The organism is Isoptericola maris, assembly GCF_048065335.1.
Classification (GTDB): domain Bacteria; phylum Actinomycetota; class Actinomycetes; order Actinomycetales; family Cellulomonadaceae; genus Isoptericola; species Isoptericola rhizosphaerae.
In genome coordinates this window covers 30077-56006 of record NZ_JBLUNY010000009.1, presented here as the reverse complement: position 1 = coordinate 56006, position 25930 = coordinate 30077, and the positions used below count along the sequence as shown (strand labels likewise).

22 protein-coding genes and 1 riboswitch are annotated in these 25930 nt (G+C 73.4%); of the genes, 12 read left to right on the top strand and 10 right to left on the bottom strand.

Features of this window, described 5'->3' with window-relative positions; genetic code table 11:
• Positions 1 to 12 precede the first annotated feature (12 nt).
• On the top strand, positions 13 to 1533 hold the full coding sequence (gene guaB, locus ACH5HR_RS13300; RefSeq protein ID WP_402372373.1) for an IMP dehydrogenase: 1521 nt from the start codon (positions 13 to 15) through the stop codon (positions 1531 to 1533).
• Between the two features lie 6 nt (positions 1534 to 1539).
• On the opposite strand, the gene ACH5HR_RS13295 is transcribed toward guaB, so the two are convergent.
• The gene (locus tag ACH5HR_RS13295) at positions 1540 to 2262 is read right to left on the bottom strand and encodes an exonuclease domain-containing protein (protein ID WP_402372371.1); all 723 of its coding nucleotides are present in this window, start codon (positions 2260 to 2262) and stop codon (positions 1540 to 1542) included.
• Positions 2263 to 2367: 105 nt separating this feature from the next.
• Between ACH5HR_RS13295 and ACH5HR_RS13290 the strand changes: the two genes are divergently transcribed.
• From ACH5HR_RS13290 to ACH5HR_RS13280, 3 genes are all read left to right on the top strand, one after another.
• Positions 2368 to 3492, top strand: coding sequence for a GuaB3 family IMP dehydrogenase-related protein (locus ACH5HR_RS13290; RefSeq protein ID WP_402372369.1), 1125 nt, complete (start codon positions 2368 to 2370; stop codon positions 3490 to 3492).
• The gene (locus ACH5HR_RS13285) at positions 3489 to 3935 is read left to right on the top strand and encodes a GNAT family acetyltransferase (RefSeq protein WP_402372366.1); all 447 of its coding nucleotides are present in this window, start codon (positions 3489 to 3491) and stop codon (positions 3933 to 3935) included. Before ACH5HR_RS13290 ends, ACH5HR_RS13285 begins: the two co-directional genes overlap by 4 nt.
• Before the next feature lie 69 nt (positions 3936 to 4004).
• Positions 4005 to 5627: a succinic semialdehyde dehydrogenase gene (locus ACH5HR_RS13280; RefSeq protein WP_416478283.1), complete on the top strand. Its 1623-nt coding sequence runs from the start codon at positions 4005 to 4007 to the stop codon at positions 5625 to 5627.
• On the opposite strand, the gene ACH5HR_RS13275 is transcribed toward ACH5HR_RS13280, so the two are convergent.
• A complete protein-coding gene (locus ACH5HR_RS13275; protein WP_416478282.1) occupies positions 5628 to 6569 on the bottom strand; it encodes a DUF4031 domain-containing protein in 942 nt (313 codons plus the stop codon). It lies immediately after the preceding gene.
• Positions 6566 to 7276: a FadR/GntR family transcriptional regulator gene (locus ACH5HR_RS13270; protein WP_416478280.1), complete on the bottom strand. Its 711-nt coding sequence runs from the start codon at positions 7274 to 7276 to the stop codon at positions 6566 to 6568. The genes ACH5HR_RS13275 and ACH5HR_RS13270 overlap by 4 nt, the downstream gene beginning before the upstream one ends.
• A 115-nt stretch (positions 7277 to 7391) precedes the next feature.
• Between ACH5HR_RS13270 and ACH5HR_RS13265 the strand changes: the two genes are divergently transcribed.
• Together ACH5HR_RS13265 and ACH5HR_RS13260 are read left to right on the top strand one after the other, a co-directional pair.
• The gene (locus ACH5HR_RS13265) at positions 7392 to 7982 is read left to right on the top strand and encodes a gluconokinase (protein ID WP_416478278.1); all 591 of its coding nucleotides are present in this window, start codon (positions 7392 to 7394) and stop codon (positions 7980 to 7982) included.
• A complete protein-coding gene (locus ACH5HR_RS13260) occupies positions 7979 to 9361 on the top strand; it encodes a GntP family permease (protein WP_402372355.1) in 1383 nt (460 codons plus the stop codon). The genes ACH5HR_RS13265 and ACH5HR_RS13260 overlap by 4 nt, the downstream gene beginning before the upstream one ends.
• Before the next feature lie 65 nt (positions 9362 to 9426).
• Here the strand turns inward: ACH5HR_RS13260 and ACH5HR_RS13255 are convergent, their stop codons facing one another.
• The 3 genes from ACH5HR_RS13255 to ACH5HR_RS13245 form a co-directional block, all read right to left on the bottom strand.
• Complete coding sequence (locus ACH5HR_RS13255) at positions 9427 to 10707, bottom strand: acetate/propionate family kinase (RefSeq protein WP_416478277.1); 1281 nt, start codon at positions 10705 to 10707, stop codon at positions 9427 to 9429.
• Positions 10704 to 12830 (bottom strand): phosphate acetyltransferase, encoded by a 2127-nt coding sequence (gene pta / locus ACH5HR_RS13250; protein WP_402372350.1) that lies wholly within the window; start codon positions 12828 to 12830, stop codon positions 10704 to 10706. Before pta ends, ACH5HR_RS13255 begins: the two co-directional genes overlap by 4 nt.
• A 103-nt stretch (positions 12831 to 12933) precedes the next feature.
• Positions 12934 to 15429: a phosphoketolase family protein gene (locus ACH5HR_RS13245; protein WP_402372348.1), complete on the bottom strand. Its 2496-nt coding sequence runs from the start codon at positions 15427 to 15429 to the stop codon at positions 12934 to 12936.
• A gap of 157 nt (positions 15430 to 15586) precedes the next feature.
• Between ACH5HR_RS13245 and ACH5HR_RS13240 the strand changes: the two genes are divergently transcribed.
• Positions 15587 to 16495 (top strand): SURF1 family protein, encoded by a 909-nt coding sequence (locus ACH5HR_RS13240; RefSeq protein ID WP_402372347.1) that lies wholly within the window; start codon positions 15587 to 15589, stop codon positions 16493 to 16495.
• A 60-nt stretch (positions 16496 to 16555) separates the two neighbouring features.
• On the opposite strand, the gene thiE is transcribed toward ACH5HR_RS13240, so the two are convergent.
• Positions 16556 to 17242, bottom strand: coding sequence for a thiamine phosphate synthase (gene thiE / locus ACH5HR_RS13235; RefSeq protein ID WP_402372345.1), 687 nt, complete (start codon positions 17240 to 17242; stop codon positions 16556 to 16558).
• A gap of 30 nt (positions 17243 to 17272) precedes the next feature.
• Positions 17273 to 17376: riboswitch (TPP riboswitch) on the top strand.
• Between thiE and thiO the strand changes: the two genes are divergently transcribed.
• The 3 genes from thiO to ACH5HR_RS13220 all read left to right on the top strand — a co-directional run bounded on the left by thiO (position 17365) and on the right by ACH5HR_RS13220 (position 19572).
• Positions 17365 to 18540 carry a glycine oxidase ThiO gene (gene thiO / locus ACH5HR_RS13230; protein ID WP_402372343.1) on the top strand — a complete coding sequence of 392 codons (1176 nt, stop codon included), beginning with the start codon at positions 17365 to 17367 and terminating at the stop codon, positions 18538 to 18540. It overlaps the preceding riboswitch by 12 nt.
• A 1-nt stretch (position 18541) precedes the next feature.
• Entirely contained in the window at positions 18542 to 18781 is a 240-nt protein-coding gene (thiS, locus tag ACH5HR_RS13225) for a sulfur carrier protein ThiS (RefSeq protein WP_402372341.1), read from the top strand.
• Positions 18778 to 19572: a thiazole synthase gene (locus ACH5HR_RS13220; protein ID WP_402372339.1), complete on the top strand. Its 795-nt coding sequence runs from the start codon at positions 18778 to 18780 to the stop codon at positions 19570 to 19572. The genes thiS and ACH5HR_RS13220 overlap by 4 nt, the downstream gene beginning before the upstream one ends.
• Positions 19573 to 19651: 79 nt before the next feature.
• On the opposite strand, the gene ACH5HR_RS13215 is transcribed toward ACH5HR_RS13220, so the two are convergent.
• Genes ACH5HR_RS13215 through ACH5HR_RS13205 form a run of 3 tightly spaced genes read right to left on the bottom strand, consistent with a single transcriptional unit; the run spans position 19652 to position 24477 of the window.
• Positions 19652 to 20890 carry a ThiF family adenylyltransferase gene (locus ACH5HR_RS13215; RefSeq protein ID WP_416478273.1) on the bottom strand — a complete coding sequence of 413 codons (1239 nt, stop codon included), beginning with the start codon at positions 20888 to 20890 and terminating at the stop codon, positions 19652 to 19654.
• A gap of 9 nt (positions 20891 to 20899) precedes the next feature.
• Positions 20900 to 22684, bottom strand: coding sequence for an ABC transporter ATP-binding protein (locus ACH5HR_RS13210; RefSeq protein ID WP_416478271.1), 1785 nt, complete (start codon positions 22682 to 22684; stop codon positions 20900 to 20902).
• Positions 22681 to 24477 (bottom strand): ABC transporter ATP-binding protein, encoded by a 1797-nt coding sequence (locus ACH5HR_RS13205; RefSeq protein WP_416478269.1) that lies wholly within the window; start codon positions 24475 to 24477, stop codon positions 22681 to 22683. Before ACH5HR_RS13205 ends, ACH5HR_RS13210 begins: the two co-directional genes overlap by 4 nt.
• A 64-nt stretch (positions 24478 to 24541) precedes the next feature.
• Here ACH5HR_RS13205 and ACH5HR_RS13200 point away from each other — a divergent pair, with 64 nt between their 5' ends.
• A complete protein-coding gene (locus ACH5HR_RS13200) occupies positions 24542 to 24970 on the top strand; it encodes a DUF3817 domain-containing protein (RefSeq protein ID WP_416478267.1) in 429 nt (142 codons plus the stop codon).
• A gap of 243 nt (positions 24971 to 25213) precedes the next feature.
• A complete protein-coding gene (locus ACH5HR_RS13195) occupies positions 25214 to 25921 on the top strand; it encodes a hypothetical protein (RefSeq protein ID WP_416478265.1) in 708 nt (235 codons plus the stop codon).
• Positions 25922 to 25930: the final 9 nt, after the last annotated feature.

The following is a 25930-nucleotide window of genomic DNA, read 5'->3' as shown; positions in this document are numbered from 1 at the left end:
TAGACTCGTGACATGACGGAGACGACGACCTCGCCAGCGCACGACCCGTTCGGATTCCTCGGCCTCACCTACGACGACGTCCTGCTGCTGCCGGGGTACTCGGACCTCGCTCCCACGGACATCGACACGACGTCCCGCCTGACGCGGGAGATCTCGCTGAAGGTCCCGCTCGTCTCGGCCGCGATGGACACCGTCACCGAGTCGCGCATGGCGATCGCGATGGCGCGTCAGGGCGGCCTCGGCGTCCTGCACCGGAACCTGTCGATCGCCGACCAGGCGTACCAGGTGGACCTGGTCAAGCGCACCCAGACGGGCATCATCTCCAACCCCGTGACCATCGGGCCCGACGCCACGCTCGAGCAGCTCGACGAGCGGGCGGGGCAGTACCGCGTCTCCGGCTTCCCGGTGCTGGACGGCGCCGGCCGGCTCGTCGGGATCGTGACCAACCGCGACCTGCGCTTCACCCCCGTGGCCGAGTGGGCCACCACCACGGTCTCCGAGGTGATGACGCCGCAGCCGCTGATCACCGGCCGTGCCGGGATCTCCCGGGACGACGCCACGGCGCTGCTGCGCAAGCACAAGCTCGAGCGGCTGCCGCTCGTCGACGACGACGGCCGCCTCGCCGGGCTGATCACCGTCAAGGACTTCGTGAAGTCGGAGCAGTTCCCGGACGCGTCCAAGGACGGGCAGGGCCGGCTCATGGTCGGCGCGGCCATCGGCTACTTCGGTGACGCCTGGGAGCGTGCGACCACCCTCATCGACGCCGGGGTCGACGTGCTCGTCGCGGACACCGCCCACGGCAACGTGCGGATGCTGATCGACATGGTCCGTCGCCTCAAGACCGACCCCGCCACCAAGGACGTCCAGGTCATCGGCGGCAACGTCGCGACCAAGGAGGGCGCGCAGTCGTTCGTCGACGCGGGCGCGGACGCCATCAAGGTTGGCGTGGGCCCGGGCTCCATCTGCACCACCCGCGTCGTGACCGGCGTCGGCGTCCCGCAGATCACCGCCGTGCACGAGGCGTCGCTGGCGGCGCGCGCGGCCGGCGTCCCGGTCATCGCCGACGGCGGCATGCGCCACTCCGGCGAGATCGGCAAGGCCATCGTCGCCGGGGCGGAGGCCGTGATGCTCGGGTCTATGCTCGCGGGCACCGAGGAGGCGCCGGGCGACCAGATCCTCGTCAACGGCAAGCAGTTCAAGGCCTACCGCGGGATGGGTTCGATGGGGGCCATGTCCTCGCGCGGGAAGAAGTCCTACTCCAAGGACCGGTACTTCCAGGCCGAGATCGCCAGCGACGACATGATCGTCCCCGAGGGCGTCGAGGGCCAGGTGCCCTACAAGGGGACGCTCGCCACGGTGGCGCACCAGCTCGTGGGCGGCCTGCACCAGACGATGTTCTACGTCGGTGCCCGCACCGTGCCGGAGCTGCAGGCCAACGGGCGGTTCGTGCGGATCACGTCGGCCTCCCTCAAGGAGTCCCACCCGCACGACATCGTGATGACCGTCGAGGCACCCAACTACAAGGTCTCCTGACCTGTCTCAGCCGGCCGCGGGAGGCTCGACCGGCCACGCCGTCGAGGCTCCCGGGCCGTCGAGGCCCTTCGTGCGTCGCCACTCGTTGAAGCTCGTCGCCCACCGGCGGTGGGCGTCCTGCTGGGCCGAGTGCAGGGCGTCCAGGGCGACCGCCCGGAGCTCCGGGTAGCGGTGCAGCTGGGCGTCGAGCACGTCGAGGGTCGCCAGGACGTCGACGTCCGCGCTGTGCAGCTCGCCCTCCCCGGTGATGCCGTACAGCTCGACCAGGTCGCCGAGGCGCCGCTTGCCGCGGCGGTAGCGGTCCTGCCACCGGTCGATGACCAACGGGTCCAGGACGGGGGACACGGGCCGGCCGAGCAGCTCGGGGAGCGTGGTGAGCCCGTGGCGCGCCAGCTCGGCGTCCAGGAGCGTCAGGTCGAACGCCGCGTTGTACGCCACGACGGGTACCCCGGCGCGGGTGTGCTCGGCGAGGACCGCTGCGATCTCGGCGAGGGCCTGGCGGGGCGGCACCCCGTGGGCGCGGGCGTGCTCCGTGGTCACGCCGTGGATGGCCGCGGCCTCGGCGGGGATCTCGACCCCGGGGTCGATCATCCAGGTGCGCACGTCCGTCGTGGTCGCCGTGCGCAGCACGACCGCAGCGGTGACGATGCGGTCGGTGTGCACGTCCACCCCGGTGGTCTCGGTGTCGAAACCGAGCAGCGGGCCACCGGTCCAGGCGGTGTCGTCCATTCCGGACTCCTTCCCTCGTGTCCTCGCCGCTGACGATGCCACCAGCCACCGACAGCCACCGGCAACCGTCCGGAGCCCGCCCGCGGTGCCCGGTACGCTTGCGGGGTGAGCAACGAGATCGAGATCGGACGTGGCAAGCGCGGTCGCCGCGCGTACTCCTTCGACGACGTCGCGGTGGTGCCCTCGCGCCGGACGCGCGACCCGAAGGACGTCTCCACGGAGTGGCAGATCGACGCCTACCACTTCGACCTGCCGATCATGGCCGCGCCGATGGACTCGGTGATGAGCCCGGACACCGCGGTCGCGCTGGGCCGCTTCGGTGGGCTCGGCGTCCTCGACCTCGAGGGCCTGTGGACGCGGTACGAGTCGCCGGAGACGCTCCTCGCCGAGATCTGCGAGCTGCCCGCCGACCAGGCGACGCGCCGCATGCAGGAGATCTACGCCGAGCCGATCAAGCCGGAGCTCATCACGCAGCGCCTCAAGGAGGTCCGCGCGGCGGGTGTGACGGTCGCCGGCGCGCTGTCCCCCCAGCGCACCCAGGAGCACTACCAGACGGTCGTGGACGCCGGGGTCGACCTGTTCGTCATCCGCGGCACCACCGTCTCCGCGGAGCACGTCTCCGGCAACGCCGAGCCCTTGAACCTCAAGCGGTTCATCTACGAGCTCGACGTGCCCGTCGTCGTCGGCGGTGCCTCGACCTACACCGCGGCGCTGCACCTGATGCGCACCGGTGCTGCGGGCGTGCTCGTCGGCTTCGGCGGCGGGGCGGCCCACACCACCCGCGTCAGCCTGGGCATCCACGCGCCGATGGCGACCGCGGTGTCCGACGTCGCGGCCGCACGACGCGACTACCTCGACGAGTCCGGCGGCCGGTACGTGCACGTCATCGCCGACGGCGGGGTGGGCCACTCGGGCGACATCGTCAAGGCCGTGGCGTGCGGCGCCGACGCGGTCATGCTCGGCGCGGCGCTCGCGAGGGCGTCCGAGGCGCCCGGCCGGGGCTGGCACTGGGGCCCCGAGGCGCACCACTCGCAGCTCCCGCGCGGCGAGCGGGTCTCGGTGGGCTCGGGCGGCACCCTCGAGGAGATCCTCTTCGGCCCGGGCCGCCAGGCGGACGGCACCACGAACCTGGTCGGTGCCCTGCGCCGGGCGATGGCCACGACCGGGTACTCGGACCTCAAGGAGTTCCAGCGGGTCGAGGTCGTCATGTCGCCCTACCAGCCGCGGTGAGCGATCCCGTCGGGGCGGGGACGCGCCTGCGGGAGATCAGGGACGACGACGTCGAGCAGGTGGTCGCGCTGTGGCGCGACTGCGACCTGACGCGACCGTGGAACGACCCTCACCGCGACATCGCCGACGCGCGGCGCAACCCCACGTCCACGGTGCTCGTCGCGCTCGACGCGACCTCCGCCGTCGTCGGCTCGGTGCTGGCCGGGTACGAGGGGCACCGCGGGTGGCTCTACTACGTGGCCGTGCGTCCCGAGCTCCAGGGCACGGGTCTGGGCCGACGGCTCGTCACGGCCGCGGAGGAGTGGCTGCGGGACGCCGGTGCGAGCAGGGTGCGCCTGATGGTGCGCACCTCGAACGCCGCCGTCCAGGGGTTCTACGCGACGCTCGGCTATGCGGACGTCGAGTGCACCGTGCTCGGGCGCACGCTCGACGTCTCCCGCTGAGAGCGAACGACACGGACATCTGACGCATCGTTCACGGGGCCGTCACCTGCGCCGCATAGAGTGTCGGCCATGGCAACCGCGCACGAGAGCGACGGCGCTCTGGGCGATCTCATCGATCCAGAGCTGCCCTCGTCCACCTACGTCCTCGAACCCGAGGTCGTGTCCCCGCTGGTCAAGAGGATCGTCACCTCCCACGACGCCGGCACCCACCGCAGCACGTTGCCGTACACCGGCGCCCCGCTCGCTGCGGTCCCGCTCTCCGGTCCCGACGACGTCGCCCGCGCCGTCGAGCGGGCACGGGCCGCCCAGCACGACTGGGCCGCGCGGCCGCTCGCCGAGCGCGCCCGGGTGCTCGACCGGCTCGGCACGCTGGTGCTCGACCGGCAGTCGGAGATCCTCGACCTGATCCAGATGGAGTCCGGCAAGTCGCGGCGCAACGCCTTCGAGGAGGTCGCCGACGTCGCGCAGACCTGCCGCCACTACGTGGTGCGGGGGGCGCGCTACCTCGCCGACCGTCGTGTGCCGGGTGCGCTGCCCGTGCTGACGGGCGCGCGGGTGCACCGGCGTCCCGTCGGCGTCGTGGGTGTCATCGCCCCCTGGAACTATCCCCTCACGCTGGCGCTCTCCGAGGCGATCCCCGCGCTGCTGGCGGGCAACGCCGTCGTGCTCAAGCCGGACCCGCAGACGACGCTCTCCGCGCTGTGGGCCGCCGAGCTCTTCGCCGAGGCGGGCCTCCCGGACGACCTGCTGGAGGTCGTGGCCGGTGGGGGCGAGGTCGGGTCCGCGCTCGTGGACCACGTCGACCACATCGCGTTCACCGGCTCCACCGCGACGGGGCGCAAGGTCGCCGCGCGGGCGGGGGAGCGGCTCATCGGCGCGACGCTCGAGCTGGGCGGCAAGAACCCGCTCTACGTCGCGGCGGACGCCGACCTCGACGCCGCCGTGCCGGGCGTGGTGCGGGCCTGCTTCTCCAACGCCGGTCAGCTCTGCATGTCGATCGAGCGGCTCGTGCTGCACGAGCGCATCGCCGACGAGTTCCTCGAGCGGTTCGTCCCGGCGGTGCGCGAGCTCGCCCTCGGTGCCGGCCTCGACTACACGGCCGACGTCGGCTCGCTGGTCTCCGGCGCACAGCTCGCCAAGGTCGTCGCGCACGTCGACGACGCCCTGGCCAAGGGAGCGCGTGCCCTGGCCGGCGGGGTGCACCGCGCCGACGTCGGCCCGTACTTCTACGCTCCGACCGTGCTCGACGACGTCCCTCACGACGCCGTCTGCCTGCACGAGGAGACGTTCGGCCCGGTCGTGGCGGTCTCGCGCGTCGCCAGCGACGACGAGGCCGTCCGGGTCATGAACGACACCGAGTTCGGCCTCAACGCCTCCCTCTGGTCGCGGGACGTCGCCCGGGCACGGCGCATCGCCGCGCGGGTCGAGGCGGGCACCGTCGTCATCAACGACGGCTACCTGCAGGCCTGGGGGTCGGCGGGCGCGCCGATGGGCGGGATGAAGGCCTCCGGCCTCGGACGACGGCACGGCCGGGAGGCCATCGAGGCGGTCACCGAGGTGCAGAGCGTCGTGGCGCAGCGCGGCCTGAGCGCGGGGCTGTCGATGGACACCCTGTACGCGCTCGGCGGGGACGTGCCCAGCAAGGTCCTCACCGAGGCGATACGGGTGATGCGACGGTTGCGCCGGCCCTGATCAGCGCAGCCGGGCGAGCTCGGCGCGCAGGTTCCGCTCGGCGGCGTCGGCCCAACGGTGCCGTGCGGCGGGGGTCCGGTACAGCCCCGGCCCCGTGTGCAGGGTGAGCAGCTGTTCGAGCACCGCGCCGCGGCCGGCGCGGAAGTCCGCGTCGCCGACGTCGCCGTACTCGGCGCGTACCTGGGCCACGTAGCGTGCGTAGCGGCCGGGGTCGCCCCCGAGGACCGCGAGGTCGACGTCGCTGACCAGGCGGCCTGCGGGGTCGTCGGCGTCCGGGTCGTGCCCGGCGGTCATCCGCACGAGCCGCCCGACCTCGGCGACGTCCCGGTCCGGCAGCGCGCCGTGCTGCGCGAGCGGTCCCAGGTGGCTGCCGGCGAGCGCGGCGGAGCGCTCCTCGTCGTCCGGGGTGGCGCCGTCGTGCACCGCGTCGTGGAACCAGAGCGCGACGGCGGCGAGCCACGCCTCCCGGCCGGGGGCACCGGACTGGCTGGCCAAGAGGTCGAGGGCGTCGAGGACGTCGGCCAGGTGGAGGCGGCCGTGGTAGACCCGGTGCGGCTCACGCCACCGGTCCACGAGGTCCTCACCGACGACGGCGATACCGGCGGCGGGCGCCGACCGGTCACCGACGTCGGGCCAGAGCGCCTCCCACCGGGCTCGCAGCGCCGGCCGCCTGGCCCGCCGTCGTTCGTGGCCGGGGACCCGCAGGTGCGAGGCGGCGAGGCGTCGGGCCAGCTCGCCGCCGTCCACCGGGGTCGCGCCGGCGGCGACGAGGTCGTCGTGGCGATCCTCCGGCACGTCGTAGTGGTCGAGGTCGAAGGCGCGGTCGGGGATGCCGGCTGCCCGCGCGAACGTCCGCAGCTCGTGCAGCGACTCGTCGGAGACGAGGTGCGACCAGAGGCGGCCGTGCGCGGGCCAGGCCGGCGGGTCGAGCAGGACGGTCACGGCGTATCCTCGCCGGTCGGTGCCGTGTCGAGAGCGCGGCGGACCTCCCCGACGAGCGCGGCCATCGCGGCCTCGGCAGCCGGTGCGTCGCCGTCGGCGACCGCGTGCGCGACGGCCTGGTGCTGGTCGAGCGCCTCCGGCACGGGTGCGGCGGGCATCAGGCCGAGGTGGGTGCGGCCGGCGAGCACCTCGGCGACGACGGCGGCCAGCGCGCCGAACATCTCGTTGCCGCTCGCGCGCAGGAGCAGCTCGTGCATCCGGACGTCGAGCGCGAGGAACTCGGTGAGGTCGCCCCGGGCGCCGAGCACCCGCATCCGGGCGGCGAGGTCCACGAGCTCGGCGCGCTCGGCCGGGGACGCGTGCCGCGCCGCACCCGAGGCGGCCAGGGGCTCGACGGCGTGGCGCAGCTCGGTGAGCGTGCGGAGCTGCTCGTCGCGGCCAGGTCCGGCCAGGCGCCAGCGGATCACCCGCGGGTCGAGCACGTTCCACTCCGCGATGGGGAGCACGACGAGCCCGACCCGTCGGCGGGAGCGCACGAGCCCCAGCCCTTCGAGCATCCGCATGACTTCCCTGGCCACGGTGCGAGAGACCTGGTGCTGTGTTCCGATCGACTCGAGGGTGAGCGGGGCCCCGGGGGCGATGCCGCCGCTGGTGATGGCCCGGCCGACGGCGTCGAGGACGGCGCTGTGCAGGGCGGGGGGCGGCATGGGGTGAGCCTACCGACGTCGATGCCGGGCGCAATTGGTAGCACCAATCGCTTGCAATGGTGCTACCAATCGTGCATCCTCGTGGAACTGACCCGCCGACACGGAAGTCGAACCGATGGACACCGACGTCACACCCGCCGCACAGAGTCCCGAGCAGCACCCCCGCGACGCGGCGGCCGACGCCGTCACGCACGTCGTCGTCATGGGGGTCTCCGGCTCGGGCAAGACCACGATCGCCCAGCTGCTGGCCGACCGGATCGGCGTCGAGTACGCCGAGGCCGACCAGTTCCACTCCGAGGCGAACATCGCCAAGATGAGTGCGGGCACCCCGCTCACCGATGCCGACCGGGCACCTTGGCTGGCCGCGATCCGCGACTGGCTCAGCGACGAGGCCGATGCCGGACGGACCGCCGTCGTCACGTGCTCCGCCCTCAAGCGCTCCTACCGCGACGTGCTGCGCGCCGCCCGCGGCCGCGTGTGGTTCCTGCACCTGCACGGGTCGCCCGAGCTGCTCGCCGAACGGATGACCGGGCGGTCGGGCCACTTCATGCCGACCTCGCTGCTCCCGTCGCAGCTCGCCACGCTCGAACCCCTCGACGACGACGAGGACGGGCTGACCGCCGACGTCGCCGCACCGCCCGAGGAGATCGTGGACGACGTCGTCGCACGATGCTCCGGCCCGACCACCCGGAAGGACCACCCATGACGCCCGACGACTGGACCCAGACCCTCACGGCCGGGCCGCTGCTCGCCATCGCGGCGGTCGCCGTCGCGCTCCTGCTCCTCCTCATCATCAAGGTCCACCTGCACGCGTTCGTCGCCCTGATCCTCGTCAGTCTCCTGACCGCCGTCGCCGCGGGTCTGCCGAGCGGCGGCATCGTCGACGTGCTGCTCGACGGGTTCGGCTCGACGCTGGCCGCGGTCGCGCTGCTCGTCGGGCTCGGGGCGATGCTCGGCCGGCTCGTCGAGACCAGCGGGGGCGCCAAGGTCCTCACCGACGTGCTCGTCTCCCGGTTCGGGGAGCGCCGCGCACCGCTCGCGCTCGGTATCGCCTCGCTGCTGTTCGGGTTCCCGATCTTCTTCGACGCCGGCCTCGTCGTCATGCTCCCCATCGTGTTCGCGGTCGCTCGGCGGCTCGGCGGGTCCGTGCTGCTGTACGGGCTGCCGGTCGCCGGTGCGTTCTCCGTGATGCACATCTACGTGCCCCCGCACCCCGGTCCGGTGGCCGCGTCCGAGTTCCTCGGGGCGGACGTCGCGATGGTGCTGCTCGTCGGCCTCGTGGCCGCGCTGCCGACCTGGTACGTCACCGCCTACCTGTTCGGCCGGTGGTCCGGACGACGCTTCGAGCTGCCCGTGCCCGAGATCCTCGGCCGCGCCGATGACGCCCAGATCGCGAACCCACCGCGCTTCGGCGCCGTCGTCGGCATCCTGCTGCTGCCCCTGGTGCTCATCTTCGCCAACACCGGGCTGGAGACCGCGGTGTCGGCCGGCTGGGTCGCCGAGGGCTCGACGGCCGTGGCGGTCGCCGGCCTGGTCGGCGCCACCCCGGTCGCGCTGCTCGTCACGGTCCTGGTGGCCGCGTGGGTGCTCGGCCGCCGCCGGGGGGTCGAGGGCACCGCCCTGGAGAAGACGCTGGACTCCGCGCTCGGGCCGGTCGCTTCCGTCATCCTCATCACCGGGGCCGGTGGCATGTTCGGCGGCGTGCTGCGCGCCTCCGGCATCGGCGACGCCCTGGCCGAGGTGCTGGGCGACATGGGCCTGCCGGTCATCGTCGCCGGATTCGTCATCGCCGCGGTGCTGCGCGTGGCCCAGGGCTCCGCGACCGTCGCGCTGACCACCGCTGCGGGACTCATCGCGCCCGCCGTGGCCGCGGGCGGTTACGGCTCCGTCGAGCTGGCCGCGATCGTGGTCGCCGTGGCCGCGGGGTCCGTCGTGCTCAGCCACGTCAACGACTCGGGCTTCTGGCTGGTCGGCCGGTTCTTCGACATGGACGTGCGCACCACGCTGCGCACCTGGACCGTCATGGAGACGGGCATCGGCGTGATGGGCTTCGCGATCGCCGGGGTGATCTTCGCCGTCGCCTGAGCGCAGGTGGCGCACGTCCGGCTCCGGTCGAAGCGCCGTGCGGTCGACCGCCGGGCGTGAGCGGCTCAGCCGGAGGTGACCGCCGCTGTCGGCTCGCGGCCGTCGACCGCCTCGACGCACTGACGGGCGATCGCCAGCTCCTCCATGGTCGGGATCACCATGACCAGCGTGGACGTCCAGTCCGGCGAGACGATGCGCTCGCCACCGCGCGCGGCGTTGCGGTCCGCGTCGACGGCGATCCCGAAGCCTTCGAGGCCCTCGCAGACGGCGGCCCGCACCACCGGGTCGTTCTCCCCGACGCCCGCGGTGAACGCGATGACGTCCACACGGCCCAGCAGGGCCGCGTAGGCGCCCACGTACTTGCGCAGGCGGTGGACGTAGACGTCGAAGGCGAGCGCCGCGTCCTCGTCGCCGTCGTCGATGAGCCGACGCAGCTCGCGGAAGTCGTTGACGCCGGCGAGCCCGAGCATGCCGGAGCGCTTGTTGAGCAGCGTGTCGAGCTCGTCGACGTCCATCCCGGCGTTGCGCGCGAGGTGGAACACGACGGCCGGGTCGATGTCGCCCGACCGCGTCCCCATGACGAGACCCTCGAGCGGCGTCAGCCCCATGGACGTGTCGACGGGGACGCCACCCCGCACGGCCGACGCCGAGGCCCCGTTGCCGAGGTGCAGCACGATCGTGTTGAGGTCCTGCACGCGCCGGCCCAGCACGCGGGCCACCTTGCCGGTGACGTACTGGTGGCTGGTGCCGTGGAACCCGTAGCGGCGCACGTCGTACGCCGCGGCGACGTCGCGGTCGATGGCGTAGGTGTAGGCCTCGGCGGGCAGCGCCTGGAAGAACGCCGTGTCGAACACGGCGACGTGCGGCACGTCGCCGAGCAGCTCGCGTGCTACCCGGATGCCCTGGACGTTGGCGGGGTTGTGCAGCGGGGCGAGCGGCACGAGCGCCTCGATGCGGTCCACCACGTCGTCGTCCACGACGGCCGGTCCGGAGAACTCCGCCCCGCCGTGCACCACGCGGTGCCCGACGGCGTAGATGCCGGCGTCGGCGAGCCGTGGCCCGATCTCGTCGAACAGGTCGAGGGCCAACCGCAGCGCCTCGCCGTGGTCGGGCACCTCGAGCTCACGGCGGGTGCGGTTGCCCGCGAACGTGTGCGTCACGATGCCCGTCGCGCCACCGGCCTCGCCGATGCGCTCGACCGTGCCCGCGGCGATCGCCTCGCCGCCGACCGGGTTGACGAGCTGGTACTTCAGCGACGACGAGCCGGAGTTCAGCACGAGCACCGAGCCGTGCGCACCGTACGCGCTGAACGGGTTGGGTCGGTCCGGCTCGGGGATGATGCTCATGCTCGGGCTCCGTTCGAGGGGGTGCCGACGGACTGCGCCTGGATCGCGGTGATCGCCACGGTGTTGACGATGTCCGGGACCAGGGCGCCACGGGAGAGGTCGTTGACCGGCTTGTTCAGTCCTTGCAGGACGGGGCCGACGGCGACCGCCCCGGCCGAGCGCTGCACCGCCTTGTACGTGTTGTTGCCCGTGTTGAGGTCCGGGAAGATGAAGACGCTCGCCCGCCCGGCCACCGACGACTCGGGCAGCTTGGAGGCCGCGACCGAGACGTCCACCGCGGCGTCGTACTGGATCGGGCCCTCGACGCTCAGCTCGGGGTGGCGCTCGCGCACCAGGTCCGTGGCGGACCGCACCTTGTCGACGTCAGCGCCGGTGCCGGAGGTGCCGGTCGAGTAGGACAGCATGGCGACCTGCGGCTGCACGCCGAACTGCTCGGCCGTGGCCGCCGACGACGCCGCGATGTCGGCGAGCTGCTCCGCCGTCGGGTCCGGGTTGACCGCGCAGTCGCCGTAGACGAGCACCCGGTCGGGCAGGCACATGAGGAACACCGAGGACACCACGGACACGCCCGGCTTCGTCTTGATGATCTCGAACGACGGACGGATCGTGTGCGCGGTGGTGTGCGCGGCCCCGGAGACCATGCCGTCGGCCAGCCCGAGGTGGACCATCATCGTGCCGAAGTAGGAGACGTCGGTGACGATCTCCCGCGCACGCTCGACGGTCATGCCCTTGTGCGCTCGCAGCCGGGTGTACTCGGCGGCGAACCGCTCCACGTGCTCGGCGTCGGTGGGGGAGAGCACCTCGGCGGCGTCGATGTCGAGGCCCAGCTCGGTGGCCCTGGCGCGGATCGTCGTCTCGTCGCCGAGGATCACCAGGTCGGCGATGCCGCGGGCGAGCACCGTGGAGGCGGCACGCAGGATGCGGTCGTCGCCGCCCTCGGGCAGCACCACGCGCCGGCGGTCGCCGCGGGCCCGTTCGACCAGCTCGTGCTCGAACATGAGCGGGGTGACCACGGGGGTGCGCTCGACGGCGAGGCGGGCGAGCAGCTCGGCGCCGTCCACCCGCTGCTCGAACATGGCCCGGGCGACGTCGTGCTTGCGCTGCGCCGTCGCCGTCATCGCGCCGCGGGTCCGCGCCGCGACACCGGCCACCTCGTAGGTGTCCATCGTGGTGGCGATGATCGGCACGTGCGGCTCCAGGGCGGCCGCAAGCTGCCCGGACCGGCCCGACGGGCGGTACCCGCCGGTGAGGATCAGCCCCGCGAGCGACGGGAAGCGCTGCGCCGCCTGCACCGACAGCAGCCCGAGCAGCACGTCCGTGCGGTCCCCGGGCGTGATGACCACGGTGCCGTCCGCGAGGTGGCCGAGCATGTGCTCGAACGTCATGGCGCCCACGATCACGTCGAGGGCCTCGCGGGCCAGGAGGTCACGGTCGCCGAGCAGCAGCGTGCCGTCGACGGCGTCGGCGAGCTGGGCCACGGTCGGCGCGCCGAGGAACGGCTCCTCCGGGATGACCCAGGTCGGCAGGTCCTCGCCGCTGATCCCTTCGCGCACCGCGGTGGGCGCGTCCGTCACGGCGTCCTCGGCCCGGTTGACGACCACGGCGATCGGCTGGGCGTGGCTCGCCCGCAGCTCCGCCACGCTGAGCCGGGTCAGGGTCGCGACGTCGTCGATCCCGCGCGAGCGGCCGGAGACGACGAGCAGCACGGGGGCGTCCAGGTTGGCGGCCACCCGCGCGTTGAACGCCAGCTCGGTCGCTCCCGAGACGTCCGTGTAGTCGGTGCCGAGCACCACGACGGCGTCGCACCGGTCGGCGACGGCGTGGTACCGCGCCACGATTCTGGCCAGGGACCCGTCCGGGTCGGCGTGGACGTCGTCGTAGGTGACCCCGACGGCGTCCGCGTAGTCCAGGTCGATGCCGTCATGGGCGAGCATCATCTCCAGGACGTGGTCACGTACGCCCGTGCCGCCGTCGGCTGCCGGCCGCTCCGGGACCCGGGAGACCGCTCGGAAGACGCCCACGCGCTGGACCTGGCGGACCAGGAGGTCGAGCACCCCGAGCGCGACCGTCGACTTGCCGGTGTCCCCCTCGGGGGACGCGATGTAGATGCTGCGTGTGCTCACTGCCTGCCTGTTCGCTCGCGTCGGACGTCACGCCCATTCCATCGCATGCACGACGACGGCGCACCGGTTGCGGGGCGTCGGCTTGGTCACTCCCGGACGTGCTTCACTCGTTGTCACCGCCGGTGGCCGTGCCGGCGTCGTACATCGGACCGCCCTCCTCCGTGGCCGTCTGCCCGGCGTCGGGCCACACCCAGTCGCGCACCTCGGGGATGTCCTCGCCGTGCTCGCGGGTGTGCTGCCGGGCGGCGAGGCGCGCGTCGACCATCCGCTGGCGCAGGCCGGCGACCGTGGAGCCCAGCCCGGGGACCCGGTCGATGACGTCGAGCACCAGGTGGTACCGGTCGATGTCGTTGAGCATCGCCATGTCGAACGGCGTGGTGGTGGTGCCCTCCTCCTTGTAACCGCGCACGTGGATGTTGCCGTGGTTGTTGCGGCGGTAGGTCAGGCGGTGGATGAGCCACGGATAGCCGTGATAGTTGAAGATCACGGGCCGGTCGGGCGTGAACAGCCCGTCGAAGTCCTTGTCCGCCAGACCGTGCGGGTGCTCCCGCTCGTCCTGCAGCCGCATGAGGTCCACGACGTTGACGACGCGGACCTTGAGGTCCGGCAGCTCGCGGCGCAGGATGTCGGCGGCCGCCAGGACCTCGAGCGTGGGGATGTCGCCCGCGCAGCCGAGCACCACGTCCGGGTCCTCGCCCGGGACCTCCGTGCCGGCCCACTCCCAGATGCCCAGCCCGCGCGTGCAGTGGGCGATCGCGGCGTCCATGGACAGGAACTGGGGTCCGGGCTGCTTGCCGGCGACCACCACGTTGACGTACTGGCGGCTGCGCAGGCAGTGGTCGTAGGTGCTCAGCAGGGTGTTCGCGTCCGGCGGCAGGTAGACCCGCACGATCTCGGCCTTCTTGTTGACCACGTGGTCGATGAAGCCCGGGTCCTGGTGGGAGAAGCCGTTGTGGTCCTGGCGCCACGTGTGGCTGGACAGCAGGTAGTTGAGCGACGCGATCGGCCGGCGCCACGGGATGTGGTTGGTGACCTTGAGCCACTTGGCGTGCTGGTTGAACATCGAGTCGACGATGTGTATGAACGCCTCGTAGCTGGTGAACAGGCCGTGCCGGCCCGTCAGGAGGTAGCCCTCCAGCCATCCCTGGCACTGGTGCTCGCTCAGCATCTCCATGACGCGGCCGACGCGCGCGAGGTGCTGGTCGACGTCGGGCCCGTGGTACTCCGCGTTCCACTGCTTGTCGGTGACGTCGTAGACGGCCTGGAGACGGTTCGAGGCCACCTCGTCCGGTCCGAAGATGCGGAAGTTCTCCGGGTTGCGGCGGATCACCTCGGTGAGCCAGCTGCCGAGCACCCGGGTCGACTCAGCCAGGGCGGCCCCCGGCTCGGGGACGTCGACGGCGAAGTCGCGGAAGTCGGGCAGCCGCAGGTCCTTGAGCAGCAGCCCGCCGTTCGCGTGCGGGTTGGCGCCCATGCGCAGCTCGCCCTGCGGAGCCTCCGCCGCGATCTCGGGCCGCAGCGCGCCGTCGTCGTCGAAGAGCTCGTGCGGCCGGTAGGACTCCAGCCAGTCGCGGAGCACCTCGAGGTGCTCCGGCGTGTCGCGGGCGCTAGCGAGCGGCACCTGGTGCGCACGCCAGGAGCCCTCGGTCTTGTTCCCGTCGATCTCGGGCGGGCAGGTCCAGCCCTTCGGTGTGCGGAAGACGATCATCGGCCACGCGGGGCGCTGCTCCTCGCCCGGCGACGCGTCCCGGGCGTCCGCCTTGATCCGCGCGATGTGGTCCATCACCTCGTCGAGGAGCTGGGCGAACCGGCGGTGCACCGCCGCGTGGTCCTCGCCGTCGAACCCGCCCGTGAAGAAGTACGGCGTGTGCCCGTAGCCGACCATGAGGGCGTGCAGCTCGTCGTCGCTGATGCGGTCCAGCACCGTCGGGTTGGCGATCTTGTAGCCGTTGAGGTGCAGGATCGGCAGCACGACGCCGTCCTGCGCCGGGTTGACGAACTTGTTGGAGTGCCAGCTGGTGGCCAGCGGGCCGGTCTCCGCCTCGCCGTCGCCCACGACCGCCGCCACCAGCAGGTCCGGGTTGTCGAACGCGGCGCCGTAGGCGTGCGACAGCGCGTACCCGAGCTCGCCGCCCTCGTGGATCGAGCCGGGCGTCTCGGGCGCCACGTGCGAGGGGATCCCCCCGGGGAACGAGAACTGCTTGAACAGCCGGCGCATCCCCTCGTCGTCCTGGGTCACGTCGGTGTAGATCTCCGAGTAGGTGCCCTCGAGGTAGGTGTTCGCCACGAGCCCGGGACCGCCGTGACCGGGGCCGGCGACGTAGACCGTGGACTGCTGACGCTCGCGGATGACGCGGTTGAGGTGGGCGTAGAGGAAGTTGAGGCCCGGAGTCGTGCCCCAGTGCCCGAGGAGCCGCGGCTTGACGTGGTCGCGGTCCAGGGGCCGGCGCATCAGGGGGTTGTCGAGCAGGTAGATCTGGCCGATCGACAGGTAGTTGGCGGCACGCCACCACTGGTCGAGACGTTCGACGTCCGTGTCCGAGAGCTCCGCGACTCCGGTGGCGGGCCAGGTGGTGGGATCGGCGGTCGAGGTGCTCATCTGACGCTCCTACGGGCAGAGGGACGATCATGCTCGTGCTCATTCCATCGCACGGCGGTCCCCGGCGCAGCGTGAGACACGAGCGGCCCGCCGCGCGGCACGGTGACCTTCGCCACGCGATTCCAGGAGAGGCCGCGGGCACCGATACCGTGGCCCCGTGCCGAACCCGCCTGTGCGCCGATCCTTCTGGGCGGTCGCCCGCCAGCCGCGGATGATCGTGATCCTGCTGATCTTCCTCGCCGCTGCGGCCGTGTGCGGCCGGCTGGGCGTCTGGCAGATCGACCGCGCGTACGAGCGGGCCAACCTCGCCGCCGCGCAGGAGGCGGCAGAGGCGGCCGCGGCGGCACCCGTCGATCTCGGCGAGGTGCTCGTACCGCAGTCCTCGTTCCCCGGCGAGCTGGTCGGGCGCGAGGTCGAGGTCACCGGGACGTACGAGCCGGCGGGCCAGATGCTCGTCACCGGGCGGTCCCTGGACGGCGTCGACGGCTATCTGGTCCTCACCCCGCTGCGCGTGTCGGACGACGGCACGGGCGGCGCGTCGTGGGCGGCCCTGTCCGGGGAGCCCGTGCTCCCCGTGGTGCGCGGCTGGGTCGACTCCCCGACGCCCGGGGACGCGGCCCTCGAGGTCCCGGCGGGGGAGGTGTCGCTGCACGGCTGGCTGCAGGCCTCCGAGTCGACGGTGCGTACCGGCACCGTCCCCGAGAACCCCGGTGGCCCGCCGCTGACCCAGGACATCGCCTCCAGCGCGCTGGCGAACACGTGGGACGGACCGATCTACACCGCCTACGTGGTGCACACCGGCTCGTCCCCGGAGCAGGTGCCCGCCGACGCCGGGGGTCCCGCGCCACTGCCGCGCCCCGTGCTCGAGGGTGGCACCGACGTGAACCTGCAGAACTTCTTCTACGCCCTGCAGTGGTGGGTGTTCGGGCTGTTCGCGGTCGCGCTGTGGGTGCGGTTGGTGCGCGACGAGATGGCGGGCGGCACGCGTGGCTCGCGACGTCGGCCGCGTGGCGACGGCGAGGACGACCCCGTGGGTACCGGGATCGCGGGCCTGCCGGCCGGGTAGCCGACGTCGGATCCGATCGGCGGACGGTGACCTGGTCGGCAGTCCGAGCTGCCGATCAGGTCACTTCGTGCCGTCTTGATCCTGCAGCCGCTCGACGAGCCGCGCACGCAGCTCCCGCGCGGCCCGTTCCGGGTCGGCCGCCGCCGTGATCGCGCGCACGACCACGACCCTCCGCGCACCGGCGTCCAGCACGGCGTCCAGCCGTTCGCGGTCGATGCCGCCGATCGCGAACCAGGGGGTGGCCGGGTCCGACGCCGCGACCTCGCGCAGCAGGTCGAGCCCGACAGCCTCCCGTCCCGGCTTGGTGGGCGTGGCCCACAGCGGCCCCACGCAGAAGTAGTCGACGCCGGGGTCCGCGTCGGCGGCCGCGGCCTGCCGCGCGGAGTGGGTGGAGCGTCCGAGCACGGGGCCGGTCCCGAGCAGGCTGCGCACCGCCGACGTCGGCAGGTCGCCCTGGCCCATGTGCACCACGGGCGCCCCGGCCAGCGAGGCGACGTCGGCCCGGTCGTTGACAGCCCACAGCGCACCGTGGGCGGTGGCGACGCCCGCCACGAGCTCCTGCAGCTCGAGCTCGCGCGCGGCGTCCAGAGACTTGTCGCGGAGCTGGACCACGTCGACACCGCCGCGCAGGGCCGCGTGCAGGAAGTCCTCCAGGTCGGCGGTCGAGGACCGGGCGTCGGTGCACAGGTACAGGCGGGCGTCGGCGAGCCGGGTGCGGGCGTCGGCGGACGGCGTGGAGGGGGACACGGCCGCCAGCGTAACCACGCGGCAGTACAGTGGCCGCAGCACGGGAGCCCCGTCGGGGCTGAGAGGGCGAGGTCCGCCGACCGTCGAACCTGATCTGGGTCATGCCAGCGAAGGGAGCACGCATGAGAACGCCTGGGACGCTGCCGGACGTCGTGGTCGTCGGCGGTGGCATCGTCGGTACGGCGGTCGCCTGGCGCGCCGTCGAGGCCGGTCTGACGGTCGTCCTGCTCGACCCGAGCCCGGGGGACGGCGCCACGCACGCCGCCGCCGGGATGCTCGCACCGGTCAGCGAGTCGTGGTTCGGCGAGTCCGCCCTCGCCCGTCTGGGCCTGGCCGGCCTCGCCGCATGGCCCCGCTTCGCGGCTGACCTCCTGCGCGCGACGGGCCTCGGCTCGGGGCTGCGCGAGACGGGCACGCTGGTGGCGGCCTACGACGCCGACGACGTCGCGCACCTGCGGCGCTGGCTCGCCCTGCACGCCGAGCTCGGCGTGCAGCCGGACGAGCTCACCGGTGCCCAGGCACGGCGCCGCGAACCGCTCCTCGGGCACCACGTCGCCGGAGCCGCCTGGGTGCCGGGCGACCACGTCGCCGACCCGCGCGCGACCAGGGCCGCGCTCGACGTCGCCCTGCACGCCCACCCCCGTGCCGCCGTCGTCCAGCGTGCCGCCGTGCGCCTCGAACGCGACCGGGGCGCCGTCGTCGGTGTCCTCGACGAGGCGGGCACGCTGCACCGGGCCGGGGCGGTGGTCCTGGCCGCCGGGTGGCGGTCCGGCGAGCTGGTCGACGTGCCCGTCCGGCCGGTGCGGGGCCAGACGCTCCGGCTCGACGCTCCGCCCGGGTCCGCCCCCGGGCACGTCGTGCGCGGCCGGGTGCAGGGCCGCCCGGTCTACGTGGTGCCGCGGGAGCCCGGGACGGGATCAGGTCCGGGGACGACGGCGGAGCACCGGGAGGTCGTCGTCGGCGCCACCAGCGAGGAGGGCCCGGACGACCACCGCCCGTCGGCCGGGGGAGTGTTCGCGCTGCTGCGGGACGCCCGGGCGCTGGTGCCGGCCCTCGACGAGGCCGCCTTCGTCGAGGCGACGCTGCGGGCGCGACCCGCCACCCCCGACAACCTGCCGCTCGTGGGGCCGACGGCCACGCCGGGCCTGCACCTGGCGACGGGCCACCATCGTGGCGGGGTGCTCCTCGCACCGCTGACGGCCGAGGCCGTCGTCGCCGGTCTGACCGGTGCCGCCCTGCCGGACGCCCTGCGCGTCGCCGACCCCGACCGTTTCGCCCCCGTCCTCGAAGGAGCCTGAGATGGCCGAGACCCTGCCAGCCCCGCACGCTGTCGTGAACGGCGAGCCCTACCCGCTGGACGCGCCGGTGCCCGTGACCGACCTCGTCGCACGCCTGGTGCCGGGCTCCGTCGTCGACGGCGTGCCGCAGGGCGTCGCCGTCGCGCTCGACGACGCCGTCGTGCCGCGTGGCGCGTGGGAGTCCACCACCGTGGGTCCCGGGGCGCGCGTCGAGGTCGTCACCGCGGTGCAGGGCGGGTGAGCGGCGTGCTGACGATCGCCGGCGTCGAGCTCGGCTCCCGCCTCGTGATGGGCACGGGCGGCGCACCGAGCCTGCTGGCCCTGGAGGACGCGCTGGTCGCGTCCGGGACCGAGCTCACCACGGTCGCGATGCGGAGGGTGGCACGGCCGACGCCGGGCGCGGCAGCCGGTGACACCTCGATGTGGGGGCTGCTGGACCGGCTGGGGATCCGCGCGCTGCCGAACACCGCCGGCTGCTTCTCGGTGCGGGAGGCCGTGCTGACCGCGCAGCTCGCCCGGGAGGCGTGCGGCACCGACTGGGTCAAGCTGGAGGTGATCGCGGACGACGTCACGCTCCTGCCCGAGCCCCTTGGTCTCGTGGAGGCCGCCGAGGAGCTGGTGCGCGACGGCTTCACCGTGCTGCCCTACTGCGGGGACGACCCGATCGTGGCGCGGCGCCTGGAGGACGTCGGGTGCGCCGCCGTCATGCCGCTGGGTGCGCCCATCGGGTCGGGTCTCGGCATCCTCAACCCGCGCAACATCGAGGCGATCGCGGCGGCCGCCTCCGTGCCGGTGATCCTCGACGCGGGGATCGGGACGGCATCGGACGCCGCGCTCGCGATGGAGCTCGGCTGCGACGGGGTGCTGCTCGCCACCGCCGTCACGCGGGCCGTGGATCCGGTGCAGATGGCCCGGGCCATGCGGCTGGCCGTCGAGGCGGGGCACCTGGCGGTCGGTGCCGGTCGGATCCCGCGGCGCGAGCGCGCGCTGGCGTCGTCGTCGCCGGAGGGGCGGCTCGACCTGGCCCTCTGACGTCGCCCTGTTCGGCAGTTCCTGCCCTGTTCGGCACCTTGAACTGCCGAACAGGGCTGGAACTGCCGAACGCGGCCGGTCAGTACACGGGGACGGACGGGTCCACGTCGCGGGACCACGCGAGGATGCCGCCGGCAATCACGCGCGCCGGCAGCCCTGCGTCGCGGAGCACCGCAGCGGCCCGCGAGGCGCGACCGCCCACCTTGCACAGCACGTGCACCGGGCGTCCCTGGGCACGGGCGGCCACGTGGACGACGGCGTCGTCCCGGGCCGGGCCGAGCAGCTCGCCCAGGTTGACGTGGTCCGCCCCGGCGACGGACGCGATCTCCACCTCCCACGGTTCACGCACGTCCACGATGTACGGATCGGCGCCGTCGCCGGCTGCCGCGGCCGCCCGCAGGGCAGCCACCGCTGCGGGGGTGACGGGATCCTGGTCGGGGACCTCGGCCGGGGTCAGCCCGCAGAACGTGGCGTACGCGGCGTCGTCGGGCAGGGTGGTCACCGGTTCCCGCGACGGGTCCGGGCGGACGTCCAGGTGGCGCCAGGTGAGGTCGAACGAGTCGTAGACCGCGAGCCGCCCGAGCAGCGTGCGGCCGGCGCCGGTGATCAGCTTGATCGCCTCGGTCGCCATGATCGACCCGATCGTGCCGCACATCGCACCGAGCACCCCGCCGGTGGCGCAGTCAGGGGCCAGCGCGGCCGGCGGCGGCTCGGGGAAGACGTCACGGTACGTCACGCCCTCCGGCGCGCCGCCGTCCCCGGGCGGCGCCGCCCAGAACGTCGCGACCTGGCCCTGGTAGCGGTAGATGCCGCCCCAGACGACGGGGACGCCCGCGATCTCCGCCGCGTCCGACACCAGGTAGCGCGTCGCGAAGTTGTCCGCCCCGTCCAGCACGAGGTCGTAGCCCCGCAGCAGGTCGACCGCGTTCGCGGAGGTCAGACGCTCGCGGTGCTCGATGACGGTGACGTGCGGGGCGACGTCGGCCACGGCCTCGCGGGCGGAAGCCGTCTTGGACCGCCCCACGTCGCCGGTGCCGTGCAGGACCTGGCGCTGCAGGTTCGAGGTCTCCACGACGTCGTCGTCCACCACGCCCAGCGTGCCGACGCCTCCCGCCGCAAGGTAGAGCAGCGCTGGGCTGCCGAGGCCACCGGCACCGATCACCAGCACCCGAGCCGCCGCGAGCCGCCGTTGGCCCTCGACACCGATCCCGGGCAGGGACAGGTGCCGGGCGAACCGGCTGATCTGCTCGGCGGTCAGCTCGGGACCGGGCGCGACGAGCGGCGGGAGGGACGGGGCGGTCGGGTCGGTGCTGCTCACGCCTCGACCCTACGAGGTCGTCCCGTCGTGCTGCCACGAGTGCCAGAGCCGTGCGTAGTCGCCATCGGCCGCCACCAGCTCGTCGTGCGGCCCGATCTCGGCGATCCGGCCCGCGTCGACGACGGCGACGCGGTCGGCGTCGTGCGCGGTGTGCAGCCGGTGCGCGATCGCCACGACGGTCCGGCCGGTCAGCACGGCGTTGAGCGAGCGCTCCAGGTGCCGGGCCGCGCGCGGGTCGAGCAGCGACGTGGCCTCGTCGAGCACCAGCGTGTGCGGGTCGAGCAGCACGAGCCGGGCCAGCGCGACCTGCTGCGCCTGCGCCGGGCTCAGCGGGTGCCCGCCGGAGCCGATCTCGGTGTCGAGCCCGGCGGGCAGGGCGTCGGCCCAGTCCTGCGCGTCGACGGCCTCGAGAGCACGCCGCAACGCGTCGTCGGGCGCGCTGGTGTCCGCCAGCCGGAGGTTCTCCGCGAGGGTCCCGACGAACACGTGGTGCTCCTGGGTCACCAGCGCGACGTGGCCGCGCAGGTCCTCCAGCGGCAGGTCGACCAGCGGGACGCCGCCGACCGTCACCGAGCCGCCGGTGGGTGGGTGGACGCCGGACAGCATGCGTCCGAGCGTCGACTTGCCCGCGCCGGACGGCCCGACGACGGCGAGCCGTTCGCCCGGCCGCAGGTCCACCGAGATCCCGTGCAGCACGTCGTGCCCCTCGCGGTAGGCGTACCGCACGTCGTGGGCGTGCACCTTCTCGGAGGCCGGGACCTCGCCCGAGGCGACGCGGTCCGGCCCGACCAGGCCGACGCCGACGACGCGGGCGAGCGCGACGGCGGCGACCTGCAGCTCGTCGAGCCAGAACACGAGGTCGAAGACGGGCCCGCCCATCTGGTAGGCGTACAGCGCGACGGTCGCGACGGTGCCGACGCTCGCGAGGTCCTGCGAGGCGAGCCAGGCGCCCCAGAGGACGACGGAGATCGGCGCGACCGCCACGGCGGCGTCGAGCGAGGGGATGAGCCGCAGCCGCAGGCCGAGCGTGTAGCTCTCGGCGGCGAACGCCTCGGACAGGTCGCGGCGCAGCCGGCGGCGCACCCGGGACCCGAGCCACAGGACGTCCGTGGTGCGGGCGCCCTCGACGGCCTCGGTGATGGTGCCGTTGAGGGTGGCGTAGGCCGCGGACTCGCGCAGGTAGCCCGGCGTGGCCCGGCGCAGGTACCACCGGGTGGCGACCCAGATGACCGGCACGCCGACGAGGATCCCGAGCGCCACGACGGGGTCGGTGAGGAACGACGCGACCAGGGTGAGACCGATGGTCACGACGCACACCAGCACCCGTGGCACGCCGAAGCGGACCGCGTGCTGCAGCTTGTTGACGTCGTTGGTGGTGCGGGCCACGAGGTCGCCCGTCCCGGCCTTCTCCACGGTGGACAGGGGCAGCCGGGTGACGGTGTCCATGAACTCCTCGCGGAGCTCGGCGAAGACCCGTTCGCCGAAGATCATCGACAGCCGCTGCGCGAACCGGGTCACCACGGCCTGGACGAGCACGGCAGCCACGAGGATCAGGGCGAGGGTGTCGACGCGGGCCAGCGTGGTCCCGCCCGCGACCTCGTCGATGAACCGGCCCAGCAGGAACGGGCCGGCGAGCCCGGCGACCGCCGCCACGGTGTGCAGCACGGCGACACCGCCCAGCTCACCCCGGTGGCGGCGGAACAGACGTCCGACGGTGCGCTTGACCTCGCCGCCGTCGGCCACGGGCAGGCGGCGGGGGTCGGCCGCGGACGGCGGCACACGGGTGGCGCTCATCGCGCGGCTCCTTCCAGGGTGGGGTCACGGCCGTCGGGTGCGGCGGTCGTCGCGGTCTCCTCGTCCATGCTGCGGCCGACGACGGAGCGGTAGGCGGCGCCGTCGTCGTCCGCCCGGGCGAGCAGCTCGCCGTGGGCGCCGGAGGTGACGACGGACCCGCAGGTCGAGAGCAGCACGACCTCGTCGACGTGGTCGAGCACGAGCGGGCTCGCCGTGACGACGAGGGTGGTGCGTCCGCGCCGCGCCTCGGCGACCCGGGCGGCGATCCGCGCCTCGGTGTGCGCGTCCACGGCGCTGGTGGGTTCGACCAGCACCAGGATCTCCGGATCGGTCAGCAGGGCACGGGCGAGGGCCACGCGCTGGCGCTGCCCGCCGGACAAGGACCGGCCCTTCTCGGGCAGCTCGCCGGCCAGGCCTGCGGGCACGGAGTCGAGCACGTCGTGGGCGTCCGCGACCAGGACGGCGGCCATGAGCTCGGCCTCCGTCGCGCGACCGCGCGCGTCGAGCTCCTCGCCGAGGATTCCCGAGAACAGGTGCCCGGTGGCCTCCGCCACGACCACGCGGTGCCGCAGCGTCTCCTTGTCCAGCGCGGTGAGCCGCACCCCGCCGAGGGTCACGGGCGTGCCGGCCTCGACGGCGTCGTCGACCCGGCCGAGCCGTGTCGCGAGCCGCGCCGAGACGTCCGGGTCGGCGCAGACGAGGCCGACCACCCGGCCGGGGCGCAGGACGAGCCCGCTCGTGGTGTCCACGAGCTCGCTGCCCGACGGCGGCGCGGGCGCCGGGGTGGACGGCTGCGGCGTCGCCTCGGTCACCCGCAGGACGTCGAGGATCTTGCGGCCCGAGACCAGGGCGTTCGTGGTCATCTGCAGCATCTGGGTGGCCATCTGCACCGGCCAGGCGAGGAACGCGGCGTAGCCGTAGAACGTGACGAGCTGGCCGCTCGTGAGGTCGCCGCGCACCACGGCGCGGGCGCCGAGCCACAGCACGAGCGCGATCAGCAGCCCGGGCAGGAGGACCTGCAGGCCGTCGAGGACGGACTGCACGGCGGCGACGCGCACGCCGCGCCGGCGGACCTCCTGCGACTGCCGGGCGTACCGACCCGCGAAGACCTCCTCGCCACCGATGCCCCGCAGGATCCGGAGGCCGGAGACGGTGTCGGCACCGAGCGCGGTCAGGCGTCCGGTGGACTCGCGGTGCACGCGCTGGCGCGCCTGCAGCGGGCGGACCAGCAGCGCGAGGACCGCCGCGACGACGGGGACGCCGAGCGCCAGGACCAGCCCGAGGGTGAGGTCCTGGGAGAGCATGTAGGCCGCGACCACCGCGTACGTGACCACGCCGCCCGTGAAGCGTCCGGCCATGGCGAACATGTCGCCCACCCGCAGCGCGTCGTTGGCGACCGCGGCGACGACCTCGCCGGTGGGCAGCCGCTGGGTGATCGCCTGGCCGGCTCGGGTGGCCTTCTCCCCGACGAGGCCGGAGAACGAGAACGCGGCCCGCAGCCAGTTCTCGACGTCCCACGTGTGGCTGAAGACGCCGGAGACGACGATGGTCGCGGCGGCGACCAGCATCCACCCGCACCAGAGGAGCAGCTCGCTGCCGAACCCTGAGGCCAGGCCGGAGTCGACGGCCTGGCCGAGGAGCAGGGGTGAGCTGCCTGCGGCCAGCATGGAGACGGTGCCCACGGCCATCGACCGGAGCAGGACGTCACGCTGACGCCACGCCTGCCAGGTGAGCAGCCGTGACGCGGACGTCAGGGGAGGGTTGCCCGGGTCGGGCAGGGGGAGGGGTCGCACAGTTGTTGAGAGTAGGACGCCCTGCTGACATCGAGCACCGCATTTTCCCGCCTACCATCGTGGGGTGACCTCCGCCCCCGAGCCCACCGCCCCGACGTCCACCTCCGAGCAGGCCGCCACCGCGATCCGCAAGGCGCGCGGGTCGCTGGCGCGCTACCGCTGGCTGGCGCTGGTGACCGGCACCATGCTGCTCGTGCTCTGCGTGGAGCTGACCATCAAGTATGTGGTCGGGCACTTCGTGGACGTCGACGGCGTCATGGCGTACCTGGGCTGGGTGCCGTTCGCGCACGGCTGGGTGTACGTGGTCTACCTCGTCACCGTGCTGGACCTGTGGGCCAAGATGCGCTGGGGCTACGGTCGTCTGGCCACGATGGTGATCGCCGGCGTCGTCCCCGTCATGTCCTTCGTCCTGGAGAAGAAGGTGCACGCCGAGGCGGAGGCGAAGCTGACCGCGCTCGAGCAGCGGTACGGCGTGAGCGACCCGACGTCCTGACGCACGGACGGGCGTCCGCGGCCCGGAGGCAGACGACGTCCCTGACGTGCGCGGACTCAGGACGGTCGGTAGGTTCGTCGATCGATGGCACGACGACGGAGCGAACCCGACGGCGTGTTCGTCGCTCTCTTCCTGTATCTAGGTTGGGTGGTGCTCGGCAGCGCGTTCCGTTGGTGGTGGTACCGGGTCGTACGCCCGATGTTCCGGCTCCACCAGCGTGTGGTCCGACCGACCCACCGGCACATGACGCCCGATCCCCTCGTCGAAAGGCTGGCAGTCGCGCGCTCGGTCGTCGGACTGATCCTGCTCGTGGTTGTCGACACTGTCTGGCGCGACGCCAGGTTCGATGCGTTGAGCAACATCGCCGATCACCAGCTCGCCGCGGTGTACCAGAACGCCACGTGGCTCGTCGCGCTCTTCGTTGCCGTGTCGCTGTTGCTCGTGGGGCTCGCCAGGCGTGGCCACCGCAAACCTCTGCTCGTCTCTCTCGGCGCTCCGGCCGGCGCGGTCGGACTCGTCGTCGGGACGTTCACCGTACTGGTCGGGGGACAGCCCCTGCTGGTGCTCGGCGCGTCGTGGGGATCCGCTGGAGAGCCGTCCGGTGGCTTGATCCTCGCGATGGTCGTCGCCCACCTGGCGGTCGCCGCGGTGGCGATCCCATGGTTCATGATCACGATGTTCTACACGCTGCCGCTGATGGTCGCGCACTACTGCCGCGCGATCGACGGGCACCCGACGATGCGGGCGCTCCTGGCGCTGGGTCTGGCTTCCGTCCTCGTGGCTATGGCGACCTTGCGATGGGTCGACGCGAGCGCCGATCACGAGGTGCCCCTCCTGATGCGCCTCTGCCTGTCGTTCGGCGGGCCACTGCTCGTCGCGGCGCTCGCCGTCTGGGAGCTGCGGCGTCTGCGCTCGCGTGGCGTCACCCTCCGTTGGCCGGTACCTGCGTGACACCGATCC

What these genes read in the sequence shown, in the direction of transcription:
- guaB (WP_402372373.1), top strand. Translation starts at nt 13, where the DNA reads ATGACGGAGACGACGACCTCGCCAGCGCACGACCCGTTCGGATTCCTC.
- ACH5HR_RS13295 (WP_402372371.1), bottom strand. Translation starts at nt 2,262, where the DNA reads ATGGACGACACCGCCTGGACCGGTGGCCCGCTGCTCGGTTTCGACACC.
- ACH5HR_RS13280 (WP_416478283.1), top strand. Translation starts at nt 4,005, where the DNA reads ATGGCAACCGCGCACGAGAGCGACGGCGCTCTGGGCGATCTCATCGAT.
- ACH5HR_RS13270 (WP_416478280.1), bottom strand. Translation starts at nt 7,276, where the DNA reads ATGCCGCCCCCCGCCCTGCACAGCGCCGTCCTCGACGCCGTCGGCCGG.
- ACH5HR_RS13265 (WP_416478278.1), top strand. Translation starts at nt 7,392, where the DNA reads ATGGACACCGACGTCACACCCGCCGCACAGAGTCCCGAGCAGCACCCC.
- ACH5HR_RS13260 (WP_402372355.1), top strand. Translation starts at nt 7,979, where the DNA reads ATGACGCCCGACGACTGGACCCAGACCCTCACGGCCGGGCCGCTGCTC.
- ACH5HR_RS13255 (WP_416478277.1), bottom strand. Translation starts at nt 10,707, where the DNA reads ATGAGCATCATCCCCGAGCCGGACCGACCCAACCCGTTCAGCGCGTAC.
- ACH5HR_RS13245 (WP_402372348.1), bottom strand. Translation starts at nt 15,429, where the DNA reads ATGAGCACCTCGACCGCCGATCCCACCACCTGGCCCGCCACCGGAGTC.
- thiO (WP_402372343.1), top strand. Translation starts at nt 17,365, where the DNA reads ATGAGAACGCCTGGGACGCTGCCGGACGTCGTGGTCGTCGGCGGTGGC.
- thiS (WP_402372341.1), top strand. Translation starts at nt 18,542, where the DNA reads ATGGCCGAGACCCTGCCAGCCCCGCACGCTGTCGTGAACGGCGAGCCC.
- ACH5HR_RS13210 (WP_416478271.1), bottom strand. Translation starts at nt 22,684, where the DNA reads ATGAGCGCCACCCGTGTGCCGCCGTCCGCGGCCGACCCCCGCCGCCTG.
- ACH5HR_RS13195 (WP_416478265.1), top strand. Translation starts at nt 25,214, where the DNA reads ATGACGCCCGATCCCCTCGTCGAAAGGCTGGCAGTCGCGCGCTCGGTC.